At 65.9% G+C, this 23510-nt stretch carries 17 protein-coding genes and 1 pseudogene; 11 read left to right on the forward strand and 7 right to left on the reverse strand.

The window, feature by feature from the left end:
* The first annotated feature begins 122 nt into the window (after positions 1 to 122).
* From LCL61_RS29260 to LCL61_RS29270, 3 genes are all read left to right on the forward strand, one after another.
* Positions 123 to 356, forward strand: coding sequence for a three-helix bundle dimerization domain-containing protein (locus LCL61_RS29260; protein WP_340682734.1), 234 nt, complete (start codon positions 123 to 125; stop codon positions 354 to 356).
* Positions 357 to 894: 538 nt separating this feature from the next.
* On the forward strand, positions 895 to 1446 hold the full coding sequence (locus LCL61_RS29265) for a lamin tail domain-containing protein (RefSeq protein ID WP_340682735.1): 552 nt from the start codon (positions 895 to 897) through the stop codon (positions 1444 to 1446).
* Between the two features lie 543 nt (positions 1447 to 1989).
* Entirely contained in the window at positions 1990 to 3243 is a 1254-nt protein-coding gene (locus LCL61_RS29270) for a glycoside hydrolase family 71/99-like protein (protein ID WP_340682736.1), read from the forward strand.
* An 852-nt stretch (positions 3244 to 4095) separates the two neighbouring features.
* Here the strand turns inward: LCL61_RS29270 and LCL61_RS29275 are convergent.
* Positions 4096 to 7131, reverse strand: coding sequence for a helix-turn-helix transcriptional regulator (locus tag LCL61_RS29275; protein ID WP_340682737.1), 3036 nt, complete (start codon positions 7129 to 7131; stop codon positions 4096 to 4098).
* A gap of 265 nt (positions 7132 to 7396) precedes the next feature.
* Between LCL61_RS29275 and LCL61_RS29280 the strand changes: the two genes are divergently transcribed.
* The 3 genes from LCL61_RS29280 to LCL61_RS29290 all read left to right on the forward strand — a co-directional run bounded on the left by LCL61_RS29280 (position 7397) and on the right by LCL61_RS29290 (position 11029).
* The gene (locus LCL61_RS29280) at positions 7397 to 7645 is read left to right on the forward strand and encodes a hypothetical protein (protein WP_340688702.1); all 249 of its coding nucleotides are present in this window, start codon (positions 7397 to 7399) and stop codon (positions 7643 to 7645) included.
* Positions 7646 to 8013: 368 nt separating this feature from the next.
* A complete protein-coding gene (locus LCL61_RS29285; protein ID WP_340682738.1) occupies positions 8014 to 9606 on the forward strand; it encodes an AfsR/SARP family transcriptional regulator in 1593 nt (530 codons plus the stop codon).
* Between the two features lie 490 nt (positions 9607 to 10096).
* Positions 10097 to 11029: a tetratricopeptide repeat protein gene (locus LCL61_RS29290; protein WP_340688703.1), complete on the forward strand. Its 933-nt coding sequence runs from the start codon at positions 10097 to 10099 to the stop codon at positions 11027 to 11029.
* 163 nt (positions 11030 to 11192) lie between these two features.
* On the opposite strand, the gene LCL61_RS29295 is transcribed toward LCL61_RS29290, so the two are convergent.
* Positions 11193 to 11699 (reverse strand): hypothetical protein, encoded by a 507-nt coding sequence (locus tag LCL61_RS29295; protein WP_340682739.1) that lies wholly within the window; start codon positions 11697 to 11699, stop codon positions 11193 to 11195.
* A gap of 771 nt (positions 11700 to 12470) precedes the next feature.
* Between LCL61_RS29295 and LCL61_RS29300 the strand changes: the two genes are divergently transcribed.
* From LCL61_RS29300 to LCL61_RS29310, 3 genes are all read left to right on the forward strand, one after another.
* Positions 12471 to 13115, forward strand: coding sequence for a hypothetical protein (locus LCL61_RS29300; RefSeq protein WP_340682740.1), 645 nt, complete (start codon positions 12471 to 12473; stop codon positions 13113 to 13115).
* 238 nt (positions 13116 to 13353) lie between these two features.
* Entirely contained in the window at positions 13354 to 13902 is a 549-nt protein-coding gene (locus LCL61_RS29305) for a hypothetical protein (RefSeq protein WP_340682741.1), read from the forward strand.
* Between the two features lie 298 nt (positions 13903 to 14200).
* Positions 14201 to 14728, forward strand: a complete 528-nt coding sequence (locus LCL61_RS29310) for a hypothetical protein (protein ID WP_340682742.1) — start codon at positions 14201 to 14203, stop codon at positions 14726 to 14728.
* An 80-nt stretch (positions 14729 to 14808) separates the two neighbouring features.
* On the opposite strand, the gene LCL61_RS29315 is transcribed toward LCL61_RS29310, so the two are convergent.
* The 5 genes and pseudogenes from LCL61_RS29315 to LCL61_RS29335 form a co-directional block, all read right to left on the reverse strand.
* On the reverse strand, positions 14809 to 16713 hold the full coding sequence (locus LCL61_RS29315; protein ID WP_340682743.1) for an FGLLP motif-containing membrane protein: 1905 nt from the start codon (positions 16711 to 16713) through the stop codon (positions 14809 to 14811).
* Positions 16714 to 16792: 79 nt separating this feature from the next.
* Positions 16793 to 19495: an AAA family ATPase gene (locus tag LCL61_RS29320; protein ID WP_340682744.1), complete on the reverse strand. Its 2703-nt coding sequence runs from the start codon at positions 19493 to 19495 to the stop codon at positions 16793 to 16795.
* A 394-nt stretch (positions 19496 to 19889) separates the two neighbouring features.
* Positions 19890 to 20352, reverse strand: a pseudogene (locus tag LCL61_RS29325) (transposase family protein); the annotation flags it as partial.
* A gap of 42 nt (positions 20353 to 20394) precedes the next feature.
* Positions 20395 to 20607 carry a hypothetical protein gene (locus LCL61_RS29330; protein ID WP_340682745.1) on the reverse strand — a complete coding sequence of 71 codons (213 nt, stop codon included), beginning with the start codon at positions 20605 to 20607 and terminating at the stop codon, positions 20395 to 20397.
* A 27-nt stretch (positions 20608 to 20634) separates the two neighbouring features.
* Positions 20635 to 20931: a hypothetical protein gene (locus LCL61_RS29335; protein WP_340682746.1), complete on the reverse strand. Its 297-nt coding sequence runs from the start codon at positions 20929 to 20931 to the stop codon at positions 20635 to 20637.
* Between the two features lie 315 nt (positions 20932 to 21246).
* Between LCL61_RS29335 and LCL61_RS29340 the strand changes: the two genes are divergently transcribed.
* Positions 21247 to 21426: a hypothetical protein gene (locus tag LCL61_RS29340; RefSeq protein WP_340682747.1), complete on the forward strand. Its 180-nt coding sequence runs from the start codon at positions 21247 to 21249 to the stop codon at positions 21424 to 21426.
* Between the two features lie 558 nt (positions 21427 to 21984).
* Positions 21985 to 23337, forward strand: coding sequence for an IS110 family transposase (locus LCL61_RS29345; protein WP_340682619.1), 1353 nt, complete (start codon positions 21985 to 21987; stop codon positions 23335 to 23337).
* Positions 23338 to 23510 lie beyond the last annotated feature (173 nt).

Here is a 23510-nt window from a genome sequence, read left to right on the forward strand (position 1 = left end):
GCCATTGGCCAGTATTGGCCACGGCAAGAATATCGCCCGCCCGCGCTCGACGAATATACTGAACCGATTTCTTGACCGACTGGCTTTACTGGCGCTGCTCGACGCAGGAGAGGGCGACTTCGATGACCGATGCGCACACGATCGGCGACATCTCATCCGGCCAACTCGAAGGCCGCCTGGCCGCTCTGACCGACAGGCTGGCCCGTAGCTATCCGGCAGTGCCGCCCGACACAGTGATCCGGCTGGTGCTGAACGAGTCCGGCCGTTTCACTTACGCGCGCGTGCGTTCGTTCGTTCACATCCTGGTCGAACGGGCAGCACGGAAACAGCTCGATCAGCGGCTGACCCGTTCATGATGTTGTTCACCAGTGGCGTGGCCGTCTGACACCGACACAAACGGCAGCCATCGGACAGCTCCGCCCCGGGCCGTGAATCCAGCGGACGACGTGGTCGTCTACCAAACCCTTCTCGCCGTACCCTGCGCACCAGCCCAGCAGGTCGGTCATTCGCCGCACACGTGGAGACGCGAGCGGTATCGCGCGCCAACGCTATCGCTACTTGCCGACGTGCGGGCCGCACCCATTGACAGGCACAGGTCGCGACGGTCAACTCAGCCAATCCGGCTCACGACCATGGGGCGGCATCACTGAGGCGATCAAACAACGCGTCGCGGAGCCGCTTTCCTGTCCACCTGACTCTCGGGGCCGCATCAACGGCCCCTTTTCCGGAGAGGTGTCCTCAAGGCACAGTTTACTGCAGGATCCCTCGGCGGCAAGAAATACAAGGCTCCGCGTTCGAGTCGCCGAGGGAATCCACCACTCTCCGACTGGGTTTCCATTCATTGAAGTTGTTGAAACCCGACAAAGTTGTTGTAACCTGACAAAGGAGAACCTTGTGAAACGCATTATTTCCGCTCTTGCCGTGGCGGCCAGTTCCGGCGCGCTGATGCTGGGGGCTTCCACCACCGCGACCGCGGCGGAGACAGCGGTCCAGCAGCAGGTGCCCGTCGTCTACATCAGCGAGGTCGCCACCCGCGGCACCGGTCCCGCCGGGGCTTCGCAGGACTTCATCGAGATCGCGAATCCCAGCTTCGCACGGGTGCCCATCGGAGGCCTGCAACTGCAGGCGATGGTCGGGCAGCAGGTCGTGACGATCCCGATCCCCACGGGCGTCGTCTTGGGGCCGCGGCAGGTGTACACGATCGCCAACGCCGCGTTCACCGGCTGCGTGCCTGACCAGGTCTTCACCGAGAACCTCTCCGGCAACAGGCCTCTCAAGCTGGTACTGGGCACGCCAGGAGGTGCTCGGGTGGACGCCGCGACGACACGTCCGCACCCGGCCAGGTTGTCGCTTCACCGGGTCGCGTTCACCGGAACTCCCAACGACTTCACCCCGGCGCCGCGGACTCCGTGCGTCCTCGACGCGAACACACCCTCCGCCCAGTGACGGACGGGTTGACCAACATCGTGAAGATCTTCATCGCCGCTTCATAATCACTCCGGGTCGCTTGACGACCGGTGAAGCTCGGGGTCGCCAACGNCACGTCGGGCCTGAGCGGGCCGGCGATGACGAACGTGCAGGCGCTGGCGAGCCGAGCTTTGCTCATTGAGACCCGACGCCCACCGGCAACCTTGTCGCGTTCGCTTCCCTCCACCTTGCCGCCCGTTGGTCCCCCCGTTACCTTTTTCGTGACTCCTGGTTGAGGGGCTCGTGGTCGCCAGGCCCGGCATGACTTATGCCCCCAGTCGCGTTCATGATCCGGGGGTGGTGTCACTGGGTTTGGTGGCATCGAGGGACCGCTGATAGGGACACGGCCGCCTCAAGGTAGGTCTCGTCGCAGGCGTGGCCGCCGGCCTTTGATGCTCGACTGGTGACCGTGCTCGACGGACGGAAGATACCTTCGATGACGGCCCCCATGACCGCGCACTGCTGGCCGCGGACAGATGATTCTTGCATTCTGATGTCAGGTTGCCGACGAAGGAGTTCGCAATGTCTCTGTCGCGTCGAACACTGCTCGGCTCAGCCCTCGCCGCACCCGCTTTCGGCTTGCTGCCCGCCACCGCCCAAACCGCCTATCCACTCGGTGACGTCGTCGGCAAGGTTACTGTCGGCTATCAGGGTTGGTTCGCCTGCCGGGGTGATCACTCTCCCATCGATGGCTGGTGGCATTGGAGCGACGACTGGAGTCGACCGCCATCTCCATCCCTCAGTTCGGTCAAGTCGTGGCCCGACGTGCGCGACTACGTCGACACCTATCAGACCGCGTTCCCGAACCTGGGCGATGGCCGGCCCGCCACGCTGTTCTCCAACTATGACAGCCAAACCGTGGATATCCACTTCCAATGGATGCGTGAAAACGGCTGCGACACGGCGGCTCTTCAACGCTTCAACCCGACCGGAGGTGAGGGCCCCATCCGGGATGCCGTCACCGCGCACGTACGGTCGGCCGCCGAGACCACGGGTCGAATGTTCTACATCATGTATGACGTGACCAACTGGACGAACATGCAGTCGGAGATCAAGACCGACTGGCTGACGAAGATGTCGGCCTACACCTCGTCCTCGGCTTACGCGCAGCAGAACGGCAAGCCGGTCGTCGGCATCTGGGGATTCGGGTTCAACGATCCCGCCCGCCCGTGGGGGCCTGAACCCTGCCAGGACGTCGTGAACTGGTTCAGGGCGCGAGGCTGCTACGTGATGGGCGGTGTACCGACACACTGGCGCACCGAGATCGAGGATTCCCGGCCCGGTTTCGGCGGTGTCTACCGGTCGTTCGACATGCTGTCGCCGTGGATGGTCGGCCGGATCGGCACAGTCGCCGATTCGGACCGTTTCCACACCGCCGTGAACGTGCCTGACCAGGCCGAATGCGATGCCCACGGCATCGACTACCAGCCGTGTGTGCTGCCCGGCGATCTCAATCAGCGCCAGCGCGTACACGGTGACTTCATGTGGCGCCAGTTCTACAACATGGTCCGGCTCGGAGCGCAAGGCATCTACATCTCGATGTTCGACGAGTACAACGAGGGCAACCAAATCGCCAAGACCGCGGAGACTTCGGCTGACGTTCCCGCGGGTTCGGGTTATCTCGCTCTCGACGAAGACGGGACTCGCTGCTCCGCCGACTACTACCTGCGGCTCACCGCGGACGGCGGCCGCATGCTCAAGGGACAACACCCCTTGAGCCCCACCAGGCCGACACTTCCGACGGCCGAGTCGCAATCGTCGTTCGGCCCGGCGTAGATCAGCATCGACGGCACTACCCTCCGCCCGGTTTGTTCGCCGCTACACGGCGCGCGCCTCGTCCCGGAGAGCACGGCGCAAGCAAGCACGGCGATCCCGGAGGGCTGCTGTCGTCGATCACCTAGATGTTGCGGCCTGCGTGGTCCACGGGACATTCGGCAGCGCCTCTAGTACCCCAAACACGAAGAAGCCCAGGCAGCGTGGCCTGGGCTTCTGCTCCCCTAATTGGATTCGAACCGAGAACCCGCCACCAGAACCCAACGACAAGGATCACGAGACGACGCTGGGCCGGCCAGCGCTGGTGGCGCGAACAGCCCCAGGCCCGCTGACAGACCGGGGCATCGGGAAGGTCCCGGAGGGGGCGTTTAGGCTCATGGGAGCGTCGAACGCCCCCTTCGCCATACCAGCTGTTTGTGCTGGTGAGGACCGGTTGCGACCGAACGTCCAGCGGTCCGGGAGCGGCCCAGAAAATCCACGATGGACAGTCCGACGGCCGGTTGACGACCCGAGCTGAACTGCTCAAACGAGAGTCTGGCTCTCACCAACTGCCGGTCATGGCGATGCGATGGTTTACCTGCGGCAGATGTGGGGCGGAGAACCCTCGCTGGGACAGCGGTGGCGTTTCCACGCTTCCACGGCCGTCGCATCGGTGTAGTCGATGTCGACCGGGGCCGGATCCGTGAACACAGTGCGCAACCGAGCGATCGTCGACCTGTCGGGCGCGAGTGAAATACCGATTCGGAAGTGGTTCGCAAACGAAGCCGCGAGAGCGGGACCGGCGTGAAGCGCACCCCCAGCGCGTTTCACGCCGCCCTCGCCCTCCCTGCCGGTCGGCGGCACCGGCCGAGGAGTTCAGGATGCCTGTCGACGTGAACGAGAGACATCCGGAGCACTGCCTACATCGCCACCGGCCATGACCAACGCGTCGGCGACGCCTGCTCGGGATGTGACGCCGAGCTTGGCGATGATGTGCTCGACATGGTGCTCGACGGTCCGGGTACTCAGGTACAGATTCGCGGCGATCTGCCTGCTGGTCATCCCCGTGACCAGCAGGTTGGCGACCTCTTTCTCCCGGGGGGTCAGCGCGGCCGGCCCGACGGCATCGCGAGGATTACGTTGTCCGGTAACGCCGCGTGGCACCCGACGACCCAGCCTGCGCAGTTCGCGAACGGCTCGCTCCCGCAGTCCGCCTGCGCCGCAGCGGGCGAACAAGACGCGAGCCTGTTCCAGTTCGTCCAGGGCGCGGGACCGTTCTCCAGCGGCGGCGGTCGCTGTGCCGGCGACCAGCCAGGCTCGGCCCGCGTCGAGCGGATTACCGCCCTTGGTGAATTCCGCGGCAGCCGTCCGGGCCGTCGTGCTGGCGCGTGCCGGGTCGCTGCAGGCGTACAGCACTCTGGCGCGGGCCAGTCGCGCGAACGCCCTGCGACCCGGCAGCGCTACCAGGCTGGTGGCCGCTGCTTCGGCGCGCTCCGCCCATTGTCCGCCCTCCGCCGTACGCCCCAAGGCCAGGGCGGCGGTTGTGAAGAACTCGAACCAGGCTGGCCGACGCGCCGGATCCACCAACGATAGCTCCGGGCTGCTACCGGCGATGTCCAGAATGGACGAACACCCGCCGGGGTCGCCGGCCATCAAGTGGGCGTGTGCGAGGAACTTGGCAGTCCACAGTGACAGCCAGTCGCCAGGTGGTTCGGCGAGGCGGCACGCTTCGCGCCCCGAACGCAGGGCCTGCTCGACCTCTCCAGTCAACGCCATCACCCGGCACCGCATCGCGAGCGCGAACGCGCGCAACCACGGGCTACGCACCAACAATGCCGCTTCTTCAGCGTCGACGAAACAGTCTTTCGCCTGCGTCAACAGCCCCTGCGATAGCAACACATTGCCACAACCGACGAGCAGCCCGGTCAGCAGAGAGTTTTGACCGGTGGCCCGGGCCAGCGCGAGGCCGCGTTCGATATGCCGCCTTGCCGTGTCACAGCGTTCCAGATCGCACTCCGCCCAACCGAGCCATGCCACGCTGTCCAGCCGCTGCGCCAGCTCGCCGTCGGTCAGTCCGTCGACCAGCAGAGCCGCATAGTCAAGATGCTCCAGCGCAGCTGGAATGTCCTCAGCGAGATAGTCGGCATAGGCCCCGAAACTGGCGGCGGTCGCCCGTGCGGGGCGATCTTCATGGCGACAGGCGAGCATGTGAGCGGTGCCCGCCCACCTACGAGCATCGGCGACGTCGCCACGGCGGAGGCTCGCCTCCGCCAGTCCGAGCTTCAGCGCCGTCGCGGCGCCATCCTCTACCTGTGGCAACCCGCGAAGCTCCGCCAGCAGCAGAGCTCGTGCCTCGGCGTGCCGACCCAGGAGGTGTTCGAGCGCGGCGCAGAACGAGACCGCCCGGACCCGCCGATCCGCCGCCGTGCGCGGCAGCAGCCGCAACACCTCATGCAGGACATCCCGAGCCGCCAGCAACTGGCCGCTGATCCCCAGGAACCTCGCCATGTCCATGGTCAACTCCAGGCGACGCATGTCGCCCTCGCCCTCATCGGGCAACAACCTCAGCGCCACGGACAGCCAATGCGCGGCATCGGCCGGTGCCCGGCCGGCTACCGCCGTGGCGGCAGCCACCAACACCGCGATCGCCTTGTCATTCCCGGGAAGCGCCGCATGCTCGACATGGGGCGCACGCCGTACCACCGAAGCCGCCCGCTCCTCCAGGGTGTTCCACACCCTGGCATGAGCTTGTACCAGCCAACCAGCGCCGGCGTCCTCGTATGCGGCAGCGCGCACTATCGGATGGCGGTATGAAAAACGGCCCGGGTCAGCCGATTGGACGAGATCACGGGCGACCAGTTCGTCTAGAGCCAGGCCGGCCTCCTGACGACTCAGTCCCGCGACCGCGGCCACGAGATCAGGCTCGAAGGGATCACCGGCCACAGCGGACGCGTGGGCCATCAAGCGGACCCGTTCAGGCAACATCGCCAGTTCGGCTTGCAGACTCGCGCGAACGACGGAGGGAACACCATCGAGCGACAACACACTGCTTCGTGATCGGGCAGTCGGCGGAGCACTCGGCCGCTGCTTCGTCCCCGCCACCGAAGGCAACCACTCCTTGGGCGCACGGGCCAGCGCTTCCAAGTAGAACGGGTTGCCGCCACTGGCCTGGTGCAGGACCTGGCACCGGGCCAGGTCGACATCGGGACCGAGGAAGTCGACGACTTCGTCAAGGCTGAGCGGACGGACCTCGATCCGGCGAACCACCCCACCCCGCGTGGCTTGAGTGAGCACGGCGGCGAGCCGGGCAGGTCGTTGTCGGGGACGGTAGGCAAGTACCAGCACTACGGGCCCGCATGGCGGGTGGCGCAGCAGATATCCCAGCAGCTCGAACGATGCGGCATCTCCCCAATGCAGATCGTCGAGGGCGAGGACCAGCCCGGACGGAGACGCCAGATGCTCCAGCAGGGCCCGTATCGCCAAGTGCAACCTGTGACGCTCGACCCCGAGGACCATGCGCTCGTGCCCGGCCTCCCCGCAGTCCCGCGGCACTGAAACATCCGGAAACACCATCGCGAGTTCACGCACCAGTTCCGTCCCGAGCCCAGCGAGCTCCGATGGGTCAAGCGAGGCCACACGGTCACCCAACGCATCCAGAAATACCCCGAAGGAATTGTGGCGTTCCAGTTCCGTGGCATGACCGGCCAGCACCATCCAACCCTGACGCCCCGCCTCCGCCCGCACCTCACCCAACAGCCTGGACTTGCCGATACCCGGCTCGCCCACGAGCTCGATCACTCGGGCCACCTTGTCGCGCGAACGATCAAGCACGTGCTCGAGCAGCCTTAGCTCTCGCTCCCGCCCCACCAGACGACGGGCACTGTCCCCGGGTACTACGCCATAACCACGCATGCCCTTCCCCGATTCTTTGTCGAGAGCGATCCTTGCTCGCTCCAGCTGTGATCGCCTCGCAGTTCAATCCCCCTGAGCTGTGGCTCGGCTGCACGACGGCTGCGAGCCGTGCAACCGAGCCACAGCCAGTTGCTGTTCCCATGACGGCAAACAGCTCGGACCACTCCTCCGAGTCCTGCCTGTGAAGGACCATTCCCGCAAAAGGAACACGATCGTGTCTGCTGTCACCGCGCCGACTCTGGCGCTTTCCCATCGCGAACTGGCCATGCTCCGCGCCGTCGCCGCAGGCCGCGCCGAAATGACCGCCAGCCGGGAACCCGATCTCTTCGTCGACGGACTGTCGTGCTGCGATCAGAGCGCATCCCGTCAACTCGCGCATACCGGCCTCATACGCGCCGCCACACCGACCGGACCGGGCCGCCGTGTTCCGGCCGAACTCACCGAGCCAGGTCGCATTCTCCTGATCGGAATGAACGACACTCGAAGCAACCACCTGGCAGCTCATGATCAGTGACACTGCGAAGTGAGCTCAGCATGGAATAGCGTCTGTTCAGGGCGACGCGGGCATTTCGCCCCTACCAGACGGTATTGGAGATTGGCATGGAGTCCCGGTAGATGAGTTCTCGCCCGCAAGATCCATGACCTGCGCGGATGACATTTTCGGCAAGCGCAGGCCTCCAACATAGAGACATCATCGGCGCCTCCGGCAACGCAAAAGCCTGCGCCATTGGCGAGTTTGTGCCATTGTCGGCGACTTCACGACATCTTGCCTCGCTATTGAATCGACTTTCAGTTCATCTTGACCCAAGAATTTCCGATAGTGTGGAGATCTCCGGGACAGCTGGACTGCCGGATTCTGGGGCTAGCCGTGTGGAGCGCGTGATGTCAGCGAATATTGATATTCGGCTGTTGGGGCCGCTGGAGATGGCTGCGTCGCGTGTTCCGGTGGTGCTGCACGGGCCTGTTCAACGCACCCTGGTGGCTCGGCTGGGGATACGGCCTGGTGAGACTGTGTCGCGGGAGGCGCTGGTCGACGCCCTGTGGGGGGAGTCGCCTCCGCCGACGTCCACGAAGACACTGCACAGCCACCTCGCACGCTTGCGGCATCAGTTGCAGAACGCGGGTTTGGCCGGGTTGATCGCCGCCCGGGGGCCTGGCTATGCGCTGCTCGCCCCGGCCGAGGCGGCCGACGTGGTTCGTTTCGAGGCTATGGTCTATCGGGGTCGGGATACGCTGGCAAGGGGTGCGACGGAGACCGCCGTGGAGTTGCTGCGCCAGGCGTTGGCGCTGTGGCGGGGTGACCCGTTGGTCGAGTGTCGGCAGGGAGAGTGGGTGCGTGCCGAAACGGCCCACCTGACCGAGGCCCGGCTGGGCGCCACCGAATACTTGATCAGTGCCCGGCTGACACTGGGTGAGCATGTCCAACTCGTTGGCGAGTTGGAGCCGTTAGTGATCCGGTACCCGTTCCGGGAGCAGTTGTGGGAACTGCTCATGCTGGCGCTGTATCGGTCGGGTCGCCAAGCTGACGCACTCGCGGCCTTTCAACGTGCCCGGACCGCGTTAGTCGACGAATTAGGGATCGAACCGGGGCGTGAGTTGCGTCGGCTGGAGGCGGCGATACTGGCGGCCGATCCCACTCTTGATCTCGAGGCCTCTCAGCGGACGACAACCGATGCGCCGGTCTGGCGCCGGTTGCCGGTGCCGCTGACCAGCCTGATCGACCGTGAGGCGGACAAGGCCGCGCTGGGGCGACTCCTGGCTGGGCGACGCCTCGTGACGCTCATCGGCCCAGGTGGCTGTGGCAAGACGCGTCTGGCCACAGCCGTGGCCGCAGAACACCCTGATCCGGTGTGTTTCGTTGACCTGACCCCGCTTACCGAGCCGGAGCTCGTGCCGCAGGCGGTCGCCGACGCCTTCGGCCTGCGCGCACAGCCTGCTGGCCGTGGCGCGGTGGAGAGCATTGTCGATCAGCTGCGCGATCATGCCCTGCTGTTGGTCCTGGACAACTGTGAGCATCTGGTCGATGCCTGCGCACACCTGGTCGATGCACTGCTGCCCGCTTGTCCCGGGATGCGGGTGCTGGCCACCAGCCGGGAGACGCTGCGCTTGCCCGGGGAAACGGTACACACGCTGCAGCCTTTGGCCACTCCCGACCCCGAAGCCGTCCCCGCGTACAACAAGCTTCTCCGCTATGACTCGGTACGGCTCTTCGTGGAGCGTACGCGGGACGCCGGTGGCCAGATCGGTACCGACGTGGCTACCGCGCGCGCTGGCCACGATCTGCGCTCAATTGGACGGGCTGCCGCTCGCCCTCGAACTAGCCGCCGCCCGCACCGCGGCACTGCCGGTGCCGCGGATCGCCGAGCAACTCAAGGACTGCTTCCCCGCGCTCTGCTCGGGCAGTCGCACCGCCCGACCACAGCATCGCGCCCTGCGCACGGCGATCCAGTGGAGCTACGACCTGCTCGACCGTGACGAGCGTGCCCTCTTCCGGCGGCTGGCCACGTTCGTCGGCGGGTTCAATCTGCCCGGCGTCGAGGCACTGTGGCCCCACCCCGACGCGGTCGAACTGCTGGGACGGCTGGTCGACAAGTCACTGGTGGTCAGGGAGCGCGGAAGTGCCCGTTACCGCATGTTGGACACGATCCACCGGTTCGCGACGGAGCAATTCGCCGACGACGAGAAGTGCGCCGACGGGCAGCAGCGGCATGCAGAGTTTCACTTGGCACTGGCCGAGCAGGCGCAGGAACACCTCGACGGGGCCGACGCCGTGGAATGGCTTGATCGGCTGGCTGCGGAACATGAGAACTTCCGGGCAGCGATGGCGTGGGCCGTCGCCCAGCCCGACTCGACCCTGGCCCTGCGATTGTCCGGCGCCCTGACCCGCTACTGCCAACTCCGCGGGCATTACCGGGACGGGCGAAGATGGCTGGCCGCGGCGCTGGCCCGAGGTGCGCACGCCCGCATGACACTGCGGGGCAACGCGTTGTACGGCTCGGCAGCGCTCACCTTTCTGCAGTGCGACTACGACGCGGCGGTGCCGCAGGCCAAGCAGGCGATGGCCGTGTACGAGTCGCTGAACGACCTGGAAGGCGTGGCGCGCACCCGCTCGCTGCTCGGTTCCATCTGCCGAGAGCAAGCCGATTACCCACGGGCACTGGAATTCCACCGCTGCGCGCTGGACACCTTCCGCAAGGCAGGCGACGCCCGCGGCATCGCCAAGGCCTTGCAGCTGTCCGCCTTCTCCGCCTGGCTGCAGGGCGATTTCGACCCAGCCCAACTGTGGGCGCAAGAAAGCCTGCACCGAATGCGGCACTTGGGCGACGAAGAAGGCACCGCCAGCGCACTCCTGCACCTGGGCGCGGTCGCCCACTACCGAGGTGACCAGGCGCGGGCGCTCCGGCTGCTGAGCAAAGCCCGTCAGACGTCCGAACGGACCGGCTGTCAGGAGGTCATCGCGTGGGCACTCAACCTGCTGGGCCTGGTTCACCATGCAACCGACCCGGCCGGCGCCACCGCGCTACTCCAGGAGAGCCTCGCCGTACACCGAAAGCTGGGCGACCGCTGGCGGATGGCCAGCGTGCTGGAAGCGCTCGCCGCGATCGCGTGCGACGAGCGCCACTGGGAGCACGCAACCCAACTGCTGGACGAGGCCGCTGCCCTGCGGGCGGCGATCAACGGCCCGGTGCCGCCGTGCGAACGCCCCAGCCACGAACGCACCCACGCCACGCTCGCCGCCGCAGAGCAGATCGACGCGTCTCCGCCGCTGACCCGAACATCGAACTCGAGCGGGGCAGGCATCAGGACCCGGCGGGGCGTAGTGGAACCGGGTGCTGCCGTGCGTTGTGGTCAGACAACGAGTTCGAGGGCGGCCTTGAAACCCAGGTCTTCGAGTTGATGGACGTGGTGCGTTTCTCATGTTCGGGCGTCACGCGCAGGGTGCAGAAGTCCGAGCCGAGGTCGGCGAAGCGGGCACCGGGGATCCGACAGCCCGATCGTGCGACACGCGTTTGATCGAGGACCCCGAACATGACCACCCGAGACCTGCTCTTATAGCCGTCTTACGAAATCTTGTACGAGCTGGCCTTGTTGTTCATGCCGTAGACACCCAGGTTGGCACTGGAATCGATCCAGGGCGTACGGTGTCCCGTGAAGTCGATTCCGTCATAGAGCCTGAAGTCGCATCCGGCCGCGGTGATCAGCGAGGAAACCCGATTGTTCCAGTCGCTGTCTCTGAGATCGCTGTCAGAGTGGTCGACGTCGTTGTTGGCGTGCGAACACACGCGAGACGCAAAGAAGATCAGATATCCCCCACGAGGATCCATGTTGACTCTGTCGAACCAGGTGCCGAGCCGAACCCGCATAACGTCGGCCGACATCGCGGTCTGCAGCCCAGACTCCGTCGAGAAGCACGACATCGCGTCAGTTTCGACGTTGAGGGCGCAGTAGTCGTGCCGGGGCAAGCCGGCGAACGAGGTTCCCGGAATGGAAACAGTCAAACCCGTCACGCAAGCCATCATCGCCAAAAGAGAAGTTCTCGGTTTACGCATGTTGTCCACCTGAATCATTCAACTTCCTTGCTTGCCATTTCCCCTGCCCGATGCAGATTTCCCCGCCGCGAAGCATGAAGGAGACAAGATTACGATTTCAGTGCATGACTGAAGCGTACGACCGAAACGCTCGCGGGGTAAGGGGCCGTGGTTGGCCACAACGCGTCGAAGGCACACGCGTGCCAACTGGTGAAGTGGCCACGCGCCGGGGAGGCCCGCTGTCCGGCTCCGGCATCGAGACCACTACGCCCTGCTGGCTGAGCGAGCGGAGCGGGAGTAGCCGGGCCGACGAGCTGGCCTGCTTCGCCTGACTCCAGCGTGAGCACGCCAACCTGCGGACCGCACTGGAATTCTGCTTGACCGAACCCGGGCAGGCGCTGGTGGGGTTGGAGATCGCGGCCTCGCCGTGGAACTACTGGACACGCTCAGGCTGGTTCACCGAGCCCCGTCACAGACACCATCCGGTATGTGGGCGGCGCGAACCTCATCCGTCCCCGGACTGTAGGGGGTTCTACCGATGTTCTGCCCCTCATCGCTACCTAATGTTCTCAGGTAGCAGCTTTCCGAGCGACGCTGGCCGATCCGAAGATCGTCGACTGTCAGTGACGCGAGGTCAACTGGTTCGATTTCAAGGGAGGTTTTCCATGCATGAGCGGATCGCCGTCCAGTTTCCGACAAATATCTCCTGATGAGGTATGCGGCAACGGTACGACTCTTTAAATGCCCGTATCCAAGAAAGGACGGGCCCCAGTGGGCTCGCCATCTACACCACATATGAAAGAGGTGGACATGTACAACCGTGCATGGAAAGTGTGCGCCCGGACGGCGGTGGCGATCGCTGTCAGCGCCATGGCCTTGGTCGCGGGAGGAACCGTAGCTTCCGCCAGCCCGGTCGGCGCCGTCGACGTGTCACGCTCGTCCACAATCGATGTGACCCACCGCCAGTTCGACCTCATCCTTCCCGATGCTCGGGCCGGACGCCCCACCGGGGCACTGGCGGCCGCCGACGAGGTCACCGCGTTCCACGGTTTCAGCACCTTCCGGAGCATCAAGATCCAGTCCGTAGGTTTCGATCTTGAAGGGCGCATTCAGGGTAAGCTTCGGAGCCACAATTTCAAGAGCCTGTGGCAGGTCTACAATCTTCCGTCGTCGTCCAGCTGGAAGGTGTGGGTGGCCAGCTTCAAGCGGGACACCAGCCAGAGCGTCCTGAAGGAGACACTCCGCGACGAGCAGCTGATCGATATCAATATCGACATCAAGTTCAAAGTCTCGGCTGCCGCGTTGCAGGGCGTGTCCACCCTGCGCATCGGTTTCGAGACGTTGAGGCTGAACTCCAACGGAACGACCAAGGACTTCACGGTTGTCAATGGGGCGTCCGGCGGCGCCAAGGACCAGAACAACAACGACGTCCCGGTGGACTTCGAGCCGGTCTGACCGAGAATTCTCGGCCGGCCGATGATGCGTTGACGATGGCGGCGAGTGGTGCCGGGCAGATACCGCACCAGTCGCCGCCGGGTTCTTGCAAGGGTGGCCCGTGGCGCGTGGAATGTCCCATGAACCGGCCTGTCCGCCCCAGAGCAAACCTGTGAGTACTTCGGTCACCATGGGCGGCCGCGGCAAGCTCGGGAACGAGCCACCTTTCCTATCCATATTGATACCGAAAGGGGTCAGCATGCTTTCCACCAGGAAAACTCCTGTGTTGATCACCAGGCGGCAGCCGGGCGATCAACACAGGACCCGCAGATCGTTGGGGGCGGCACGGCAGGTTCTGGCGAAATTCGCCGCGGCCGCCGCGACAACCATGGCGGTCCTCGCAGCGCTCCTGGTCGGCGGCTCCAGCGCCGCTTTGGCGGCTGGTGGGCACTTCGTGCCGGGGGCCACCGAAGCCAGCTGGGACGGCGTCGTCGCCACCGTCTCGTTCCGGGAGGTGGATGTGGAGGTGGAGGGCGGCGTGACCACGATCTCCGTCAAGGTAACCGCCGACGTAAATGTCGTTTGCACACAGGGCGAGTCGACTCTCAACATTCGCAGGTCCGCGACCGCCTTGGATGTGACGGACTATTCGATCAGTGACGACGGCGCCGTCGCAGGTACCGCCAGGTTGCCACTCGAAGTGAGAGGATTGCTGGTCCCCGGCTATTCGTGCGTGACACGGCACTTGTCGGTCACCGCCGTCCTGGAGGACTTCTGGACCGGCGCGACCCTGGTCCACAGGGCCTGATCCGTCAGCGCCGGCCCTGGCGTGAGCCGCGGCGGCAGAACAGGCCCGCACCGGCGACCACGTGCTGTCCGGCCGATCCGGACGCCGCGCGACTCGCGGGGTCCGGCCGTCGAGTCCGGTCAGGCGTGCCAGCCGGAGTAGCGTGCCGCGAGCGCCGAGGATTCATCGAGCTCGTAGGGCGGCCACTGCGTGTCCACTTCGAGGCGTGTGGTCCGTGTGTCCGGCCACGTGGACTACTACCAGACCCTGCAGCCGCAAACGCCTGGTGATCACCGGGGCTCCAGGAGCGGGTAAGACCGTGCTCGCGCCGGAGCTGCTGCTGGGGCTGCTGGAGACCCGTAGCCCCGAGCAGCCGGTGCCCGTGCGGATTCCGGCCCCCGCCTGGGACACCAGCCACCCGTTAAGCGACTGGCTCGTCCACCACCTGGTGACCGCCTACGTCGCCACCACCGCCTGGACCGACAACCACCCCGACGCCGTTCCCGCGTTCCAGCGAGCCCTGCACAAAGTCGCCAAAGACCTCACGGAAGCCCTGGGCGCACGGGAGGACCTCGCGGTGCGCCACCTGTACATCGCACCGGACACCGCCACCCGCATGGACTTCCCCGTCTATCCGACCAGCGGGCCCTCGGTCTCCCAGCTGCAACGCGTCCAGAACCTGATGCACCGCTCCGCATCCTCGCCGAGCGATACTGGGTCACGCGGCTGGTCGTGGCCGACAGCAACTGACCCTGAAGCATGGCCGCATCGCGCCATCGACCATCAGGAAACATCGCGATCTTCACGATTCCACAAACAACCCAGCCTCCTCACCTGCGGAAAGTGACCTTGCCCCACCGACGGGCAAGTCAACCCATGTTGACGTCCCGGCGGGTTTCTGCACCAACAGCAGAGCCGCCGGAGAGCTCATCGTTGTCGGAGAGGGAGTCGGTGCCAAGGCAGTCTGCGCGACTTGTGTGCCTCCCGGACCGCGAAGAAAGCCCAGAACAGGAGTGATCCCACACAGAAGGCGGCGAACAGCCAGAACGACCGTAGGACATCCCCCCACGTCGTCCCGCTCCGCCAGTGGATGAGCACCACGGTGAACAGGATTAAGACCGTCGCATACACGGCCAGCCAGATGCGGCGGTTCCACTGGCGCAGGATCGCGCCGTGTAGGAACCGCACCGGCACCAGGCCGATGACCAATGTTTCCAGGCTCAGCACGACGATCTGCGACAGCAGGGTGTCGAGCGCGACCAGCGCCGCGGGTGCACCCGGCTTCTCGGCGGCGGCCCGGACACCGAACTGCCAGAACAGCCACGCGCACGCGGCAAGTGCCACCAGCACGACCACACCACGCAGCACGGCCTCCGCCTTCACCCGGACGTGCCAGGTACCTCGGGCCCGCACGATGGTGTATCCCAGAAGCAGTCCATACACGTAACCCGGTTGAAATGAAAAGAATCGCGACACCGCCGCGCAGACGATGGCGATCACGAGAGCCATACCGATGACCCGCAGCCGGGCCGCGTCGCCGCCGAAGGCGCTCCGCAGCCGCTGCTCGATCGCGTACTCGTAGGCCAGCACCACCAACGGAATCGCGATGAAATAGCCGAACGCGACGGGGGCGAACTGCCGCGGCGACGTGACGTTCACCTGGACCGTGGTCATCAGGAGCGCTGCGACTCCCGCGAAGGCGACCACGACCGGCCACGAGGTTGCGCGCGCCGGGCGTTCCTTCGGCAGGAACGGCAGCCATCGACGGATGGTGCTCTCGTTCTCACGGTAGGTGGTGTTGAACAGCTCGGCGGGCCATCCGATCAGGAACCATCCCAGCAGCGGAACGATAACCAACGCGAGTGCGCCACCGCTCGTCAGGAATTCCCACACTTGCCCAGGTGTGGGGATCGCGTCGAGAAACCCGGGCCGCTGCCATGGTTCTTCGGATTCGTCCTCGGCCTTGGTCATGCCTTCTTCGCCCTGTGCCGACTGCCGACCATCGACACCGGGTCCAGGAGTTGAAGGCGAGGCCGAAGGTGCGGGCGGCCGGCTGGAATCGACCGGTGGCGTGGACGGCGGACCGGAGCTGGCCGGTGGTATGAAAGGCGTCCCTCCGGGCTGCTGCTGTTGGCCCCTGGCCACGTCAGTCGGCGGTGTCGTGGTCGTGCTGCCCACCGCTGGTACTACGGAGAACGTCGCGCGCGCCCACTCACCACCGTCCACACAGCGCCCGTAGACCAGGTGCTCACCGCCGGCAGCGTCGGCAGGAACCGGCAACGGCGCGGTGAACGTGCCGTTCGCGCCGATCGGCACCGACACCCCGGTGCCGTACCCGTCCCACAACACGTCCGCGCGCCGCGTGCCGTGGTCGGGACACGTGTCGAACCCGCGGCCCCGCACCGTGACCTTGCTGCCCGGCGCACCGGTCGTTGATGACAGGGTCACCGCAAGTGAGACCGGAGCGGTCACCTTGACCACCGCCCGAGCCCAGTCGCCGCCGTCCTGGCATTGCCCGTACACCCAATGGTCTCCGACCGGCGTGCCAGCGGGAACGACGAACGACGTGCTGAACGTGCCGCTGGAGCTGATCGGCGCCGACACTCCCGTGTCTTGTCCGTTCCACAACACGTTGACGGTGCGGTTGCCGTAGTCCGGGCAGGCCCCGTATCCGTCTCCCCGCAAGGTGACCGCGGTGCCGGGCAGGCTCCGCGCCGGGTTCGGTCGTATCGAGAGGCCTTGCAGAGTCGAGTTCTGTTCCGCTGCTGTGGGCGTGCCCCACAGCAGTATTCCAGCCATGACAAAGAGCAGGGCGACCAGTCCACGCGCCATACAGACTCCCAAGTGAAGACTCGACAAGACGAGTCTGGTTGGGCCGGGTGGCGTGGCGCGTCATGGAAAACCAGGATGTTTAAGTGTCCGCTCTGAAGTGGTCGCGGAGCATCAGCTCGCGGCGGTTGCGCACACCCACCTTGGTATAGATTCGTCTGAGGTGGGTCTCCACGGTGGTCACCGCGACTGTCAGGATCGAGGCGATCTCGGCGTTGCTGTGCCCCGCCGCAGCTAGGTCGGCCACGCGCCGTTCCGCGGGCGTCAGCTCCGAGGGCGGCCGGCTACGGCGCCGGCCACCCGCCTTCGACAACTGGTGCCTCGCGCGTCGGGCCAACCACGGCGACCCGAACCGCTCCGCAATGTTCAGGGCTTCGGCGAATTGGGCGCGTGCTCGCCGCGGCCGCCCCGCCCGGGACGACCACTCACCGTCAGCCAGCAACGCCTCGACGAGCTCCAACGGCTGCCCGGACTGTTGAAGCGATGCGACAGCCCGGTCCAACCAGGGTTCCGCGGCCTCGGCGCTGGACGCCGTCACCGCCCTGCCGAGGTCTGCAGCGCTGCGTGGCCACACGCACGGGACCCGTTCACAAGCTGCGTCCAGCAAACCCACCACTCGCAGGACATCGCCTCGCCGCCCGGCACGCGCATAACCCAGGATCGCGTCCCGTGCCCACGGCACCACACAAGGTTCACAGAGACCCGCATCACTGGTGGTCTCCTCGACCAGCTCGAACCGTGCGCACGCCCTCGCTAAGTCTCCCTCGTGCAACGCTCGGCGACCCTGGAGCCACCACACGGTCAGCAGGCTGCCCAGATCCCGAAGCGGACGGGCCTCGGCCTCCAATCGCTCACACAGTTCCTCGTCCCACTCGTCCAGCAGGAGCAACAGCCACACCTGGGAGGTGGTCGTATAGCGCCTCACCAAGGGGGCGAGATCACCTAGTTCCAGTGCTCGCGCCACGTCCGCCCCGGCGGCATCGAGTCGACCGGTTCGGATGTACAGTTCGGTCCGCGAAGCCAGCAGAAATCCCGTTGAGCTGGCCGCTCCGAGCCGGTCCGCCGCGGTCAGCGCTAGTTCGAAGCAGCGTTCGCTGTCTTCGAACCGGTCGAACCACTTGGCCGCATAGGCATAACTGCTCAACGCACCCCAGCCCCACGACAAGTCGGCTAGCTGCGCGGCCGGGTCGGCAGCGACCTGCTCGGCTGCCTCCGCCACCGCGGCCAATCCCGCACCGTCGCCATTGATGCACGACAGGTAGCCCCAGGCGGACTGAGCGCGCCTACGCGTCACCGGATCGACGCGATCGATCAGCTCGAGGGCCTGCCGCGCCGGCTCCAACGACGCCGCCACATCGTGCACATGACCCGCCGTGGCCTGGTCGAGCAACGCCTCGACCGCGACGCCGGGTGCCACTACCTGCACCAACTCGACGGCGCGCGCGAAGTACCGCGCCGCGTCGTGCGGCCGGCCCAGCTGGTAGGAAGCGCGTCCCAACTCCCGCGCAAGCTGTGCCCGCACCAGATCATCACTCGGTTCCTCGGCCGCGGCGAGCACCTCGACGGCATCGTCAGCGCGACCGGCGGCGAGCAACGCCCGACCGGTGAGCAGCAACAGAACGGCGTCCGCCGCATCGCCGGCGAACACACACGCGGCGTTCAGGTAGCGCACCGCCGTGGACAACGCGCCGGCCTCGAACGCGGCACGCCCGGTCCTGGTCAGCACCGCCACAGCCCGCTCGTCACCAACAAGGTCCCCCAGCACTGCATGCTCGGCCGCCTCATCAGGCCGGTCGCACGCGTCGAGCATCCGAAACGTGTTGCCGTGCAACCGAAGGCGGGACACCGCCGGAAGGTCGTCATACAGCAGTTGACGGATCAACGGATGCGTGAACTCCACCTGGCAGCCGGGGGTCTCCCGCAACACCTGGTGGGCCAGCAACCCGTCGAGAACCGCATCACCGTCCGCGGCCGACAACCCCGCCAGCTCGACCGCCGCCGACGGGCGGAACCGCACCCCCAGCACCGCAGCAGCCCGCGCCAGTCCCATCCCGGCCTCGGAAAGATCGGTAAATCGCCGTAACAGCAGCCGGCGGCGCACCGTGTCGGGCGGCGTGTCGAGCCGCGGCAGGTCCGCACCCTCCGCGAGCACCGAGGACAAGTGCACCAGCAACAGCGGATTGCCAGCGGTCAGGACCTGCGCGGTATGGACGACCGACGTGGGCAACGCTCGCCCGACACGGTCGGCCAGCAGCGCCTCCGCTCCGGCCTCGGTGAGCGGCGGCAACGTCACCGACCGCGCGTGGTCATCATGCGCCAGCCCGGCCACGATATCGGCCGCCTCCGGTGGCCACGGCCGCAGCGTCGCCACCAAACCGACCGGCAGCTCGGCCAGCCTTCTGGCCAGAAAAGAAAGCACCACCAGCGAGTCACGGTCTGCCCAATGCAGGTCGTCGGTGGCCACCAGGAGGGGCCGGTCGTATCGCCGCAACCATTCCCGCACCCGATACAGATGATCCGCCGCCGTGCCTTCCCCCAACCGTTCGGCAACACCGAGTCCGTCGAGAACCTGTGAGATCAGAGCGAACGGCACACCGCTCTCGACAGGTGCAGCCGCAGCCCGGACCACCTCGACCCCGGCTCCCGCACGCCGCTCCGCGTCCTCGAGCAAGGCGGACTTGCCAACCCCCGCATCACCCACTAGAAACAATGCCCCGCCTCGACCCCCGCGCACGCCGTCGAGAAGCGCGCCAATGGCCTCGATCGCTGGCTGTCTCTCCCACACGCGGTCGATCGTGGCAGAGCCAGCCAACAGCACGAAGATGCGTCAGCCGAACGGTCGAGTGAAATCTGGGGACACTCACAGAACTCGCGGATCAGCGACTGCGTCCTCCGCAGCACCACCAGCTGGTCGCGGTTGAACGTCAAGATACAGCCATCACGGGATCAGCTCAGCTAATCGCCGACATCCACCAACACGTCGAAAAAATAGCCCCGCGTCAGATCAGGAGGTACACCTCAGGGACTACCACCCTGGGAACACCGGACAGAGCAGATTCACTGAACCTTCTACTAAAACTTGTCGCGCAACAACAATTCCGCACATTATGCCGAATTCCGCAATGAGAAATGAATCTCATCTCGCCGGTATCGTTCGCATCATCGTCAGTGAGCCCATTTCAACTTCCCGTCCTGGTGACATTGTGAAGGACCGTCACGGCCTTGACCAGGCTGGTGATCCGGGTGGTACTGCACCGGAGCTTGCGCAGGAGACGCCAACCCTTCAGGGCTGCGTTGGCCTGCTCCCCTACGGCCCGGATCCGGGTGTGTGAGCGGTTGGCCGCCTGCCGGCCTGCGGAGAGATTCGCCCACCGCCCCCAGTAGGGCACGTGCACGGTGCCGCCGGCGCCGCGGTAGCCCTTGTCGGCCCAGCAGCGGATGTCGGCGGCGGTCAGTGCCTCGATTATCTCGTGGGCACGGGCGGCCTTGATGTCGTGCACAGCGCCGGGCAGGGCGGGCGAGGCCCCACAACACACGGCCGAGCGGATCGGCCAGGACCTGCACGTTCATCCCGTGTTTGCGGTGCTTTCCGGAGGAGAAGGGGCGGTCGGCGGCGATTTGGTCGATCGGCCGCTGCCTGCCATGCGGCGAGCACGGCCTCGGCCGCGCGGTGCCTGCCTCGGCCTATAGGAGGGTGGTCACCCGCTCGATCGCGAGTCGCAGCTCGCGCAGCAAGGAAATCTTCTCAGCTGCCCACGCCGGCACCTCGCGCCTAACGCGGGCGCATCGAGCGATGTCGGCGAGCGGTCGCGCCTCGGTCTCAATGAAAAGCGCGAGAATGTCGCAGGCGAGCTGCTTGACGACTTCGGCAGGGCAATGCCCGTCGGCGGTTGCCATACCACGGAGTCCCCCCGTGGACACACCTTAGCTACGACGCAAGCAAATCAAGATGAAGTCCCGCAACGACAACAGAGAATGCGATCCAACGAGCGCGATGTCCTGGCCTGCTGGTTTAAAGACCAAGGCCAAGGCCAGTACGGGAAGGTGGACCCTGGAAATTACCCGGTCCACTAGTGCAGCTGCGAGGACTGCCGGTGCCGCAAATGCCAGAATACCCTTAAGCCATAAAGGAGCGTAACTTTCTTCATTTAGAAGATATTTGCCCAGGTCGAAGTAATCCACCACCACCAAGAAAGCGCCGACCAGTGTGCCGAGCACCATGAGGGCACCTGCAGCCTTTCCGATCCTGCGCATCTTCTCACTTGCTTTATCCGTTAATTCCGGGTTCCGTTGGTAGCGGGATATGGACGGGGTGCAGTCCCGGCGGTCCTGGCTGCGAGCACTGCCACCCGGCGCCGGGGAACGTGTCACGCAACGCGAGGCCGAAGGCGTCTTCATCCTCGGGCAGCAACCAGGTGCCGACGTTCATGGTCCGGGAGCCCGCGTTCGTCATCGCCCGGATGGTAGATCCGGGGCGAATCTGCCGTCCTCCCAGGGGCCGGCGAGCCGATGGCAGCGTCGTCGAGCCCGCGCGCTGTGGACGTGCCCTTGGCTGTTCGTCTCGACTTCGCCGCGGGAGCAGTGTGGTTTGTCGCCGCCATGCCGGAGCCGCCGGAGTGGCGGCGCGTGTTCGTCGGAGGCGACGAGATCATGGTTGTCTTCTCGCCCGAGAAGATGCTCGACATGGGCTTCGGCGATACCCCGTTCCTTCGATAGCACGGTTAAACGCTCGTTGGCGTGAGCGTGCCTGATCGTCTTCGGCCGACTCGCGGCATGGGCAGACAGTCACGTCCGAAGGAACGTGTCCGTCAAGGAAAGCGTCGGTTGAACCCGCACGAAGGTCCGGCCGCGGCATCCTTCCGCGCAGTACTCCAACACGACGACGGGACCGGTCTTGCGGTCGTCGACCGTGAGAAGGGTCGCCTGTTCGCGGTAAACATCGACGATGAGGTCCGATGCCCGGTGTACCGAACGCGGACGCTCTGCTGAACCACATCCCAGGTGAGGTGGAGCTCCTCGGTCACGGAGACGGGCACCCGCACCTCCCGCACCCAATCGTCGCCCGACGCCTCTTCAGCCTGCGGCAGAACACCGAACGCGGAGAGCCAGACGTCGTCATCGGCAACGACGAATTCCACGCGGGAAGGCTATCCGCTCCCCGAATACCACTCTGATCGCGGCATAGACAGATGTTCTGCGTGTCGGTGCTCGACGAAGGAACGTCCCCCTGATGCGCTGTCGGGCTTGGTGTCCCATCGCACGAGGAGGACGTTCATGGGTAACAGTAGTGGGATCTCCCGAGGTGACCGCAACCGCAACACCCGACTGGCCCGGCTCCGCGCGCTGGTCCCCGCCCAGAACGCGATCGTGGGCATCGACCTCGCCGACACCAAACAGATGGTCGTCGTCACCGACCACGACTCGAAAGTACTGGCACGTAAAACATTCCGCTGCCGCGCTTGGGATCTCGGGACTGCTTTGGACTGGGCAGCCCAGCGGGCGAGCACGGCCGGGCACACCGGAATCACCGTGGCATGCGAACCGACCGGACACCGGTGGCGGGTACTGGGCCAACTCGCCGCCGACCGTGGCATGCCGTTCGTCTGTGTCCAACCAGCGATGACCTCCTGGTCGCGGCGCGCCGAAGACCTCACCCACGACAAGACCGACGAGAAGGACGCCGTGCTGATCGCTCGACTGACCGCGCAACTTCGCTGCTATATCCCCGAACCTGTCGACGAGGTCTGGGGCAGGCTGCGCCACCTCGGCGCCCGTCGCGAGCAGCTGATCGTCGACATGGTCAGCCAGATCCAGCAGATCCGTGCCCTGCTCGAATGCGTGTGGCCCGCCGCCCTGGACACTGCCCGCCGGCCCTTCCGATCCCGCACCTGGGTGGCAGCCATCAGCGTGATCTGCGGCCGTGACCACGGCGAGCTGACCCGAACCCGCCGACTGGGCCCGGCCCGCTTCGAACAGGTCGTCCGCCGCGAGATCACCCGCCGCGGCGGCCAGAAACCATCGTTGCGGATCGTGCGTGAGCTGTTCGCCGCGCTCGAGGATCCGCGCGGTGTGATCGCCCACCGCGCAGGCGCGCTGGAACGGGTGCACCTGCTGCTGGCCGACTGGGCCGAGGACCAGCGTCGACTGGCCGACACCGAGACCCGCATGCTCACGGTGCTCGACAAGCTGCGGCTGACCGACCTGGTCACCTCCATCGTCGGCCTCTCCGCGATCGGCGCCGCGGCGATCCTGGCCGAGACCGGTGACCTCACACGATTCACCTCGGCTCGCGCCGTGGTCAAACACGCCGGCCTCGCGCCCCGCGAGAAGACCTCCGGCACCTTCACCGGACGGACCAAACTCACCGGTCAGGGCCGACCCAGTCTGCGCTTGGCCGCGTGGCGCGCAGTCTGGGGCGCCCAGCGCGCCAATCCCGTCTACGCCGCCCGCTACCAGCACCTGACCAGCCGCACCGAGAACAAGCTCACCCCCACCCAGGCGCAAGCCGCGATCGCCGCGAGCATCCTGCGCCACCTGCACGCCGTCATCACCACCGGTTGCCGGTGGGATCCCCAGACCGCAACACACGGCACCCGAATCTCGACACCATCGGCTATCGCCGCCTGAGCGAGGCGGCCACCAAGCAGACGGTCGGGGCGAGCCCCACGCGGCATTGAGACACCTCGTGATCTCGACGCTCATCATGGGCAGCCCGTCCGTCGTCGAATCAACCCGATTACACGCTGCTGGGATCACCCCCATGACCGCTATGCAGGGACCGACGACGGACGAGGCACCGA

The sequence above is a fragment of the Amycolatopsis coloradensis genome (genome assembly GCF_037997115.1).
Classification (GTDB): Bacteria; Actinomycetota; Actinomycetes; order Mycobacteriales; family Pseudonocardiaceae; genus Amycolatopsis; species Amycolatopsis coloradensis_A.